10 protein-coding genes are annotated in these 9,732 nt (G+C 70.6%); all 10 read right to left on the bottom strand.

All coding sequences use genetic code 11. The features are described 5' to 3' along the window. The coding region (locus ACOJSN_RS21960; RefSeq protein WP_420114617.1) for a hypothetical protein at positions 1-211 on the bottom strand (211 nt) is incomplete at its 3' end. Beyond that, positions 208-1,401, bottom strand: a complete 1,194-nt coding sequence (locus tag ACOJSN_RS21955) for an enolase C-terminal domain-like protein (RefSeq protein ID WP_420114616.1) — start codon at positions 1,399-1,401, stop codon at positions 208-210. The genes ACOJSN_RS21960 and ACOJSN_RS21955, both read right to left, overlap by 4 nt. A gap of 2 nt (positions 1,402-1,403) precedes the next feature. After that, positions 1,404-2,600: an MFS transporter gene (locus ACOJSN_RS21950; protein ID WP_420114615.1), complete on the bottom strand. Its 1,197-nt coding sequence runs from the start codon at positions 2,598-2,600 to the stop codon at positions 1,404-1,406. Next, positions 2,597-3,823 carry an amidohydrolase family protein gene (locus tag ACOJSN_RS21945; RefSeq protein WP_420114614.1) on the bottom strand — a complete coding sequence of 409 codons (1,227 nt, stop codon included), beginning with the start codon at positions 3,821-3,823 and terminating at the stop codon, positions 2,597-2,599. The genes ACOJSN_RS21950 and ACOJSN_RS21945 overlap by 4 nt, the downstream gene beginning before the upstream one ends. Positions 3,824-3,826: 3 nt before the next feature. Beyond that, positions 3,827-4,654 carry a carbohydrate ABC transporter permease gene (locus ACOJSN_RS21940; protein WP_420114613.1) on the bottom strand — a complete coding sequence of 276 codons (828 nt, stop codon included), beginning with the start codon at positions 4,652-4,654 and terminating at the stop codon, positions 3,827-3,829. Continuing rightward, positions 4,651-5,586 carry a carbohydrate ABC transporter permease gene (locus ACOJSN_RS21935; RefSeq protein ID WP_420114612.1) on the bottom strand — a complete coding sequence of 312 codons (936 nt, stop codon included), beginning with the start codon at positions 5,584-5,586 and terminating at the stop codon, positions 4,651-4,653. The genes ACOJSN_RS21940 and ACOJSN_RS21935 overlap by 4 nt, the downstream gene beginning before the upstream one ends. Positions 5,587-5,661: 75 nt before the next feature. Further along, a complete protein-coding gene (locus ACOJSN_RS21930) occupies positions 5,662-6,972 on the bottom strand; it encodes an ABC transporter substrate-binding protein (protein ID WP_420114611.1) in 1,311 nt (436 codons plus the stop codon). Continuing rightward, on the bottom strand, positions 6,969-8,306 hold the full coding sequence (locus ACOJSN_RS21925; RefSeq protein ID WP_420114610.1) for an amidohydrolase family protein: 1,338 nt from the start codon (positions 8,304-8,306) through the stop codon (positions 6,969-6,971). The genes ACOJSN_RS21930 and ACOJSN_RS21925 overlap by 4 nt, the downstream gene beginning before the upstream one ends. After that, positions 8,303-9,427 carry an NAD/NADP octopine/nopaline dehydrogenase family protein gene (locus tag ACOJSN_RS21920; protein ID WP_420114609.1) on the bottom strand — a complete coding sequence of 375 codons (1,125 nt, stop codon included), beginning with the start codon at positions 9,425-9,427 and terminating at the stop codon, positions 8,303-8,305. Before ACOJSN_RS21920 ends, ACOJSN_RS21925 begins: the two co-directional genes overlap by 4 nt. Further along, on the bottom strand, positions 9,424-9,732 hold a 309-nt coding region (locus tag ACOJSN_RS21915), incomplete at its 5' end, for a hypothetical protein (RefSeq protein ID WP_420114608.1). The genes ACOJSN_RS21915 and ACOJSN_RS21920, both read right to left, overlap by 4 nt.

Here is a 9,732-nt window from a genome sequence, read left to right as displayed (position 1 = left end):
ACCGGATCGGCAGCTTCTGACTGCCGTCGGTGGAGACCTGGGTCGTGGTGTGGCCGGTGGCCGGGTTGGCGAACCGGCGCAGCAGACCCTCGCCGTACTCCGCCAGGTCGGCACCCTCCGGCACCGTCACGACCTCGGTGCCGGTGCCCGCGACCCAACCCTCCACCAGCTCGCGCGGGTAATCCGACAGACACACCAGCACGCGACTCACGGCGCCCCCACCGCACGCGCGGACACGATGTTCTCCTCAGCCAGCCGCATGCCCAGGCCGGGCGTCGAGGGAACGGCGACCCGACCGCCGTCGGGCACGATCGGATGGGCGAGGAAGTGCTGGTAGATCGGCATCAGTCGCACCAGGTACTCCATCCGGGGCATCAGACTCGGTGCCGCGGCGAAGGTGAGCGCGGCGTTGCACTGCATCGACTGGCCGTGCGGGATCAACTGCCCGCCGGCGGCGCTGATCAGCGTGGCGATCTTGGTCAGCTCCGAGATCCCGCCGGCCCAGTGCGGGTCGGGTTGGTAGAGGTCGAGGACATCGTCGGCGAGCAGCCGCTGGTAGCCCCACCGCGTGTACTCGTGCTCGCCGCCCACGATCCGCACGCCCTCGGGCAGGCGTCGCCGCAGCGACCGGTACCCCTCCGACAGGTCGGACAGCAGCGGCTCCTCGATCCACGACAGCCCGAGGCCCCGCGTGGCTGCTGCGACGTCGAGAGTGAACGGCACGTCCCAGCCACTCCAGGCGTCGAGCATGATCTCCATGTCCGGCGCGGCATCCCTGATCGTGCCCACCAGCTCCACGATCTTCGCCACACCCGCACGGCCATCCTCGGGCCCCCACCGCGGGAACCACTTCGCGGCACGCACGCCATCGACGGCCAGCGCCCGCGTACGCGCTGCCACGCGCCCCGGCTCGAGGCTGTCCCCGAGTGTCGACACGTACACCTCGACATCGACCCGTGTGGGTCCGCCGAGCAGCACGTGCGCAGGCACGTCGAACGCCTGGCCGCGGATGTCCCACAGTGCGCAGTCGACGGCGGACAGCGCGGTCATCCCCGCGCCCGCCCGGCCGTGGATCGCCGAGCGGTACATCACGTCCCAGAGCCGCTCGATCGCGAGCGGATCCTGCCCCAGCAGCAGCGGCTTGAGCACCGTCATGACGATCGCGGCCTGCTCGGGCGAGAGCTGCGCGGTGCTCCCCCGCAGCCCGCTGTCGGTGTCCACGTGCAAGAAGATCGACCGCACCTCATAGGTGCCCTCGGCCACCTCCGGGAACCGCTGCGCCGGCACGGAACGGAACTCGGGGTAGCAGTCGGTCGGGCGGCGCAGCCGGTCGGCGAAGATCGGCTCGTCGCGTCGCACGTGGCCGGTGTACTCGACGCACGTGACGTCGGTGATGATCATCCTCAGGTCCCTTCCGCCGGTGTCCCAGTCTGGTTCGCCCGTCGGCGAGAGGCGACCAACCCGGCACCGCCGATCGCGGCGATGGCGGCCGCTCCCAGCAGCAGCGCGCCCGTGCCGCCCCATGCCGTGGCACCGACGAAGCCGAGCGCCGCCGCTCCCACCCCGGTGCCGGCGTCGAAGGCCGCGTTCCAGACCGCGCTCGCGGTGGGTGCGTCCGAGCCGGACAGCCGCCGGAAGCACATCTCGAGCGTGACGGTCTGCAGGCCGCCGTAGGCGAGCCCGAGCAGGCCGGCTCCGAGCATCAGCAACCAGGTGGCCGATCCGGTCAGAGTCAGGCCTGCGAGCACCAGGCCCACGACCCCGGCCGCGAGCAGCACCGGCAGCGCCCGGCCGCCGCCCGAGCGGTCCAGCACCGCACCGATGCGCCACCGCGCCACCATGCCGACGGCGCCGAACACCAGCAGCGCGATCGCGGCTACGGCGCCGGTGGGCCGCTGCAGCGGCAGCAGTGTCACGAGCCCGCCGCCGGCAGCCGTGACCGCGAGCAGCAGTCCGGCCGGGAACGCCAGGCGCCAGGCCGCGCGCGGCAGAGTCACGGTCGCCCGCGGCGCCCGCCCCATGTCCTCGGCGGAGACGTACGGCAGCGCGAGCAGCGCCAGCAGCGGGAGCGCACCGAGGAGTGCGACCACGGTGAACGAGCCGCCCAGCACGAGTGCCGCGCCGCCGGAGATGCCGACCATCATCGGGATCGCCGCCGACAGACCGAAGATCCCAATCGCCTCGCCGCGCCGCTCCGGCGGCGCCGCACGCGGGATCGCGAGCGCACCGACCACGGTCACGATCGCGAACCCGACACCCCGGATCGCCGAGAGCGCGTACAGGCTCGGCAGCTGTGGCAGCAGCAGGTACAGCGGCGTGGGCGCACCCAGCAGCAGCGATCCGATCAGCAGCAGCGTGCGCGTGGAGAAGCGGTGCAGCAGCCGCGCCGTACCGAGCTGGGTGATCACGGTGACGGCGAGCATCACGCCCGTGATCGTGCCGACCACCGACTCCGAGTGGCCGATCTGCGCCGCCCAGGTGGGCAGCGCGGCCAGCGTGATCGAGAAGCTGCTCAGCCCCGCGAAGCTGATCGCGAACACCGCCCGGATCTGCGGGACCCGCCAGAGCGACTCACGGCGCGCCGTGGCAGCGCCGGTCATCGGTCGAGCTCCGCGGTCACGCCGCTGCGGCGAACCTGCGTACGTGAGAGGAGGCGGCCGGCTCGCCACACCCACCGGTCGGCGGGCGCGAGCGCGATCGCCTCCTGCACCGAGCGGGCACGGATCGCCACCAGGTCGGCGCGCGCACCCGGCTCGGGACCGGCAGGCTCTGCACCGATCACCGCGCGCGCCGTGGAGCCGACCATCGCCCACGCCTGCTCGATCGACCGGTGACCCGCGGTGACCAGCAGCGCTGCCGCCTCCAGCGGGTCGAGCCGACCGGTTGGGTTGAAGGGATCGCCGGCGTTGTCGCCACCAGCGGCCACCCGCACACCCCCGGTCTGAAGCGCATCGAGCGCGGTGAGTCCTCGCGGTGCCGGCACGTTCTCGCGGCCCTGGAGGTAGAGGTTGGTCGCGGGCAGCGTCACCACGTCCACACCGGCCGCCGCGAGCGCGCTCGCCACCTCGGCAGCGACCTGCGCCGGCTGCTGACCGAGCGAGACGCAGTGGCTCGCCGTGACTGGCACCGGTACCGCCGCGGCGAGCTGCGCGAGCTCGCGCAGCGTGAGCACGTCGGCGGCGGTGGTCTCGTCGGTGTGCAGGTCCACCGGACAGCCGCGCTCGGCGGCCACCGCCAGGCAGGCCTGCAGCGCCTCGACCGGGTTCTCCTCGATCGCGGGGTTGCCGCCCACCGCATCGGCACCGGCGTCGAGCGCCGCGCGCAGGCGGTCGGCGTGCATCGCCCAGCTCTCGCCCGGTCCTGGGCCCCCGATATGGGCCACGATCTCGAGGCCGACGTGCTCGCGCAGCTCCTCGCGCACCGCGACCACCGACTCGATCGCCCGGGTGCCGAGCAGCCGCCCGCATCCCACGTGGGTACGCACCGCCGTGACGCCGTTCGCGATCAGGTGCAGCAGCGCCCGGCGAGCCCGGGCGCGCACGTCCTGATCCGTGGCGGTGGCCAGCAACGCGCCGTACCCGGCCATCGCGCCCGCGAGCGTGCCGGCGGGGTTGTCGACCGCGTCGACCGTGAAGGCCTTGTCCAGGTGCACGTGCGGCTCCGCGAACGCACCCGCGAGCAGGTAGCCGGACAGGTCCACCACCTCGACCCCGGCCGGCACCCCGAACGACGCGACCGGACCCACCTGGGCCACTCGGTCGCCGTCGAGCATCACATCCACCACATCGCCGGAGGCGAGGTGGGCACCGGAGAGCAGCATCATGCGCTAGCCCTTTACCCCGCCACCGGCGATCTCGGTGACGTACCGCTGCAGGTAACCGAAGATCACGAGTACCGGGATCATCACGAGCACACCGGCGGCGAGCATGCGGCCCCAGTCCGTCGTGAACTCACCGAGCAGGGAGTTGAGGCCGACCGACAACGTCCGCTTGCTGTCGGTGTCGATGAAGGTGTTCGCGTAGAGGAACTCCTCCCACGCGTTGATGATGGTGAACACCGCGGCCGCCATCACACCCGGCAGAGCCGGAGGCAGCACGACCCGCCACAGCGCCTTGCCGCGAGTACAACCGTCGATGAGCGCAGCCTCCTCGGTCTCGACCGGCACCGCCATGAAGTAGTTGCGCATCAACCAGATGCAGAACGGCAGCGCGAACGAGGTGTAGACGAGGATCAGACCCAGCAGCGAGTCCAGCAACCCGAGCAACTTGATCGTCGTGAACAGTGGGATCGCCAGCATGATGGCCGGGAACATCTGCGCCGCCACCACGATCAGCAACATGCCGCGATTGCCCACGAATGTGAAGCGGGCGAACCCGTAGCCGGCGAGGATCGCCAGCAGCAGTGCGATCGTGGTGGTGCCGGCGGCCACGATCACTGAGTTGGCGAAGTAGCTGAAGAAGTTCGTGTCGGCGAGCTTGGCGTAGTTGCCGAGGTACAGGCTCGCCGGCAGCAAGCTCTTGTCCGCGCCGTTGAGCTCCGCCGCAGTCTTGAAGGAGGACAGCAGCATCCAGATGAACGGCAGCACAGCGCCCAGGATCAGGACGACGGCGAAGGCGTGCGCCCCCCAGGACGCGTAGCGACGCTCGCGTTTCATGCCCTACCTCGCTTCTTCGGTGTCCGACCTTCGACCGCGTAGAAGTACAGGACCGCCAGCACGAGCATCATCAGGAAGATCATCACGGAGATCGCCGAGGCCTTCCCGAAGTCGAACTGCACGAACGCGGTTCGGTAGGCGTACGTGGTGAGGATCTCGGTAGCCCCGTTGGGACCACCACGGGTGAACATCCAGATGCCATTGAAGTTGTTGATGGCACCCGAGATCGTGGTCAACGTGACCAGTGCCAGCGACGTCCGGATCGCCGGCACCGTGACGTTCGTGAAGCGCCGGAAGGCGTTCGCGCCATCCATCATCGCGGCCTCGTAGAGCTCGCGCGGGATCTGCTGCAGCCCGGCCAGGATGATGACGGCTGAGAACGGGGTCCACTTCCAGGCGCTGATCAGCACGAGGATCGGTAGCGCCCACCGGGTGTCGGCGAGCCAGATCGGCGGGTTCGCCAGCACCGGCTGCAGCAGGTCGTTGATGGGACCGGACACCGGGTCGAGCAGGAAGCGCCAGATCAGCGCGACGAGCACGGTCGGCACCACCCACGGGATGATCAGCGTGGTTCGCACAGCGCCGCGCGCGAACAGCTTCTTGTTGAGCGTGGTGGCGATCGCGAGCGCGAGTCCCACCTGCACCACGAGCGCCGCGCCGGCCCACACGAACGTGCGCCCGAAGGCCGACCTGAACGTCGGGTCGGCAATCAGCTCGACGTAGTTGTCGATGCCGGTGAAGGAGTCCTGGCCAGGCCGCAGCAGGCTGGCGTCGAGGAAGCTCGTGCCGATCGCGCTGAACACCGGGAACGCGATGATCGCGGCGAGCACGAGGAACGCCGGCGCGATGTACAGCACCGGCTCGAGGCGGCGGCGCCAGACGCGCCGGCGCCGGGCCGCCGCGTGCGCCGCGTCCGTGGCTTGTGTGGTCATGTCATCCCTGGCTCGTACCGAGGGTGGGTCGCTGCCGCGGCAGCGGCCCACCTCCCGGTTAGCTGGACAGTACGGTCACGCGGACAGTGCGGCGTTGGCCTCGTCCGCGGCGGCGAGGAGCGCGTCAACGGGGGCGGCCTGTCCCTGAATCACCGAGTCCCACATGTTCGCCATCACGCCCCACTCCACGTCGCCCCAGGTGGGCAGCGCCGGGCGGGCGCGAGCGACCTCGATCTGCTCGACGAACACCTGCCGCAGCGGGTCCTCGGCCGCCCAGGCGGACTCGATGACCTCGGTGCGGCCGGGGATGTTCCCGGTGTCCTGGATGTAGTGCATCTGATCGCTGCTGGTCATCCAGCGCACGAACTCCCACGCCATCTCGGCATTCTGCGCATGCTGCCCCACGGCGATCGCCGCACCACCGAGCACCGTCGCGTTCGACGACTTGCCCGGAAGTGGGGCGATCGCGAACTCCAGGTCGGGGTTGGCCTCCTGAACCGGAAACGTGCCCCACGGGCCGATCGCCATCATCGCCACCCGCTCCTGGGCGAACGGAGCCACATACTGGTCCCACGACGCGTTCGAGGCGATGAACTCCGGCGGCGCGACCTTGTCGGTCATCGCCATGCCCGCGTAGAACTCGAAGGCCTCGAGCCCCGCATCACTCGCGAACGTGGCCTCGGTGAGGTCGTCCTTCAGGATCTGGCCGCCGTTCTGCCACAGCCATGGCCAGAACAGGAACGCTCCCTGGCCCTGCGCACCGAACATGTAGCCGTACTGCTCTCCGCCGGTCAGCTCGATCGCGGCCTGGCGCAGCTCGTCCCACGTGGTCGGCACCGCGATGCCGGCCGAGTCGAGCATGGCCACGTTGTAGTAGAGCGCCACGTTGTTGGTCGTGTACGGCAAGCCGTACTGCTTGCCGTCGTACGCGGAGCCGGCCAGCAGCTCCTCGGTGAAGTCGCCTGAGACCTCGGCAGCCTGGCTCGAGATGTCGGCGACCACCTGACCCGCGGCCAGCTGCGCGATCGAGGACACGTCCACGATCGCGATATCGGGTCCCGAGCCTCCGGCAGCCGTGGTCGTCAGCTTCGGCACCAGGTCCTGCGTGGAGATGCCCTGCAGGTTGATCGTGACGCCGAACTCCTCGCCGAATGCTGCCGCGGCGTGCGCGAGCGGGGAGTCGCCATCGCCCACGTTCGCGGTGTTGCCCCAGAGCTCGAGGGTGCCGCCACCACCGCCACCGCCGGCACCTCCGTCGCCGCCGGTGGTTCCCTCGCCGCCGCCGGTCGAGGGGCCGGTACCGCACGCGGCCAGCGACATGCCGGCGGCCATACCGCCGCCGAGCGCGAGCAGGCGACGCCTGCTGAGGGGCTTGTTGACGTTCATGAGAGTTCCTTCTGCTGGTCGTGCTGCGAGGGGGACGTGGCGGCCGTGGGCCGCCAGAGGTGAGGCACCTGCAGACCTGCCCGCCGCGCGAGGCGTTGCGCGACGTCTGCTGCCTCGTGAGCGAGAGCGGTCTGGTCGACCTCGACCAGCTCGCCGTCGCGAAGGATCGGCCGCCCAGCCACCACCACGTCGGTGACATCTGCGGGTGCACCGCGGTGCACAACCGACCACACCGGATCGGCCATCGGGTGCCACTGCGGACCCGATGTGTCGAGCCGGACACAATCTCCGCCGTCGAACCCGGCCGGGAGGCCGAGCACGTCGGCGCTCGTGCGCGTGGCCATGGCGAAGGCCTGCGCCGAGCCCAGGGAACCGGGCACCGAGCGCGCCTGTCCCTGTGCGTAGACGGCTTGCCTCATCTCATGGAAGATGCTCTCCATGCCGTCGACGCCGAGCATCACGGGCACCCCGGCGTCGATCATGTCGACGACGGGGGCGAACCCCTTGGCGAACCTCAGGTGGTTTGTGGGGCAGTACACCAGCGCGGCTCCGCTGCTGGCGATCAGGTCGATCTCACGATCGTCGGGGACCACGCCGTGCACCAGTACCGTCCCCGGCATCAGGAACCCGGCATCGTAGAGCAGCTCGATCGGCCGCTTGCCGTGCTCGGCCACGCACGCCTCGACCTCGCTGGGCAGCTCGGCGATGTGCGTGTAGGTGCGCAGGCCCAGGCGCTGCGCCGCCCGCGCCACCTGCGCGTAGTCATCCGCCTCGTTCTGTCGCAGCGAGACCGGGGCGAGGTAGAGCTGCTGCTTCGGCAGCAGCGTGTCAGCTGCGCGCTCGGCCAGGTCGACGACATCCTGCACCGAGGTGCACAGCCCCGCCTTGCCGCGGGTCATCACCCCGAGGGCCACATAGCCGCGGATCCCCACCGCGCGATGCCCGGCCACGACGGCCTCCAGCAGCCCCTGCCGCTGCAGCGGATAGACGTGGTCGACCACGGTGGTAGCCCCCGCACGCACCTGCCGCGCGGCCGCCTGGGCAGTGAGCACCTGGTAGTCATCGGGCTCGACCTGGAGCTGCAGGTCGTTGGCCGCGGCGATCGCCGTGACCAGCGACATGCTCTCGCCCGCACGGCTCGGTGGCACGAGCGAGCGCAGGTGGTCGTGAGCGTTGACCAAGCCGGGCAGCAAGAGCGCGTCTGCAGCTCCCTGTCCGGGCCCTGCCGGCTCGAGCCGCAGCTCGCCGTCACTCACGTGGGCACGCGCCGGGTAGGGGTCGCGATCAAGGTCCTCGATCGCGATCCCTGCCAGGTCGACGGCGGTGTGCGTCACCACTGCCCCGTGCTGGTCGCGCGCAGCAGCCCGTCACGCCCGAGCCCGGCGAGCCCGAACGTCGCAAGCGTGCGGCCCTGCGCCCGGTAGTCGGTCTCGGTCGCGATGCTGGCGAGGTGGATCATCGCGTCGATCGTCGGCGTGGGAACCCCGACCTCGGCACCGATCGACGACATCAGGCAGAGCGCATAGGGGACGTCCTCGGTCACGTAGCGGCTCTCGAGCGCGTTCGGTCCGGTGCCGAACGTCGAGTCCGCGAATGCCGAGGACTGCAGCGTGGCGTGCAGGCTATCCTTCAGCTCAGGTGCGAAGCCCTGCTCCACGAGGTACTCCTCGTACCCCTTCAGGTTGCTGAAGCCCAGCGTTCTGCGGATCTCGATCAGCTCCTCGTCGATCGCGCCGATGAAGCGAGACACGGCGGGGCTCGCTCCGACTCCCCACAGCAGGAACTTGCCGGCACCGCCCTCGATCGCCCCGAGATTGCCGAGGATCGGGGGCACGTGGTCAATCGCGTTGAAGTTGAGGAGCACGGTCTCCAGCACGCTCTCGGCCGCGGTGACGGAGGGCCACAGCGCGCACGCGGTCTGCACGGCAGCGTTGCCCGCGGGGATGCCGGCGGCGATCGTGCCGCCCACCTTGCGGGAGGCGGTGATGAGGCCCGGAGCGCGCACGCGCGCGCCGTAAGGGAGGCTGTTGAGCTCAGCGATCTCGAGATCGACGGCTCGACCGGCCCGGTTCATCGCGGCCACGAGTGCGAGGCTGCCGCCGCCTTCACCGGCAAAGATCACCTGGGTACCGGGCCGGGCGTGCGCAGCCAGCAGCTCGGCGAAGGTGTCGTGGCCGAACGCCGGCACCGAGACGATGATCACGTCCGCTGCCGCAGCAGCGGCCGCCGGGTCGAGCGAGGCCGTGGCCGGTGCCTCGGTGATGCCGTGCCAGGGCGCCTTCAGCTTGATGACGCCGCTCTCCGCGATCGCGTCGATGTTGCCGCGGAAGCGCTCGAAGTCGGCCACCGTCACATCGACGCCCGCGAGCGAGGCCTCCATCGCGCTGGAGAGCGCGCCGGCACCGGTCCCGAGCACGGTCACGGCACCGGGGAGTTCACGACTGTCCTGGTTCATGCGTACACCTCCGAGGCGAGTGCGGTGAGCTGCTGCTCGACCGCGTCGCGGTCCCTGCCTCCGACGCTGACGATGACCTCGTCCACGCCGGACTCCTGCAGCCTGGCCAGTCCGGCGGCCACGTCGGCCGCGCTGCCCGCGAGCCCGAATGCCTCGGCCATGCGGTCGGTGACCTGCTCAGCGGCGCGTGCGCGGTCGCCGCTGCGAACGGTCGCACGGAGCGCCGTCACCTCGTCGCGGTCCAGCCCGTAGATCTCGATCAGCTCATCGGCGTAGGCGCCGCCGGCCATCGTGACGCAGCGCGG

It is taken from the genome of Pseudactinotalea sp. (assembly GCF_048594945.1).
GTDB lineage: Bacteria > Actinomycetota > Actinomycetes > Actinomycetales > Beutenbergiaceae > Pseudactinotalea.
Note: the sequence above shows the minus strand (reverse complement) of the source record. Positions and strands in the feature narration are given on the sequence as shown.

Bases quoted from the DNA above. Each gene is read 5' to 3' on its own strand.
- ACOJSN_RS21955 (WP_420114616.1), bottom strand. From the start codon at position 1,401: ATGATCATCACCGACGTCACGTGCGTCGAGTACACCGGCCACGTGCGA.
- ACOJSN_RS21950 (WP_420114615.1), bottom strand. From the start codon at position 2,600: ATGACCGGCGCTGCCACGGCGCGCCGTGAGTCGCTCTGGCGGGTCCCG.
- ACOJSN_RS21945 (WP_420114614.1), bottom strand. From the start codon at position 3,823: ATGATGCTGCTCTCCGGTGCCCACCTCGCCTCCGGCGATGTGGTGGAT.
- ACOJSN_RS21940 (WP_420114613.1), bottom strand. From the start codon at position 4,654: ATGAAACGCGAGCGTCGCTACGCGTCCTGGGGGGCGCACGCCTTCGCC.
- ACOJSN_RS21935 (WP_420114612.1), bottom strand. From the start codon at position 5,586: ATGACCACACAAGCCACGGACGCGGCGCACGCGGCGGCCCGGCGCCGG.
- ACOJSN_RS21930 (WP_420114611.1), bottom strand. From the start codon at position 6,972: ATGAACGTCAACAAGCCCCTCAGCAGGCGTCGCCTGCTCGCGCTCGGC.
- ACOJSN_RS21920 (WP_420114609.1), bottom strand. From the start codon at position 9,427: ATGAACCAGGACAGTCGTGAACTCCCCGGTGCCGTGACCGTGCTCGGG.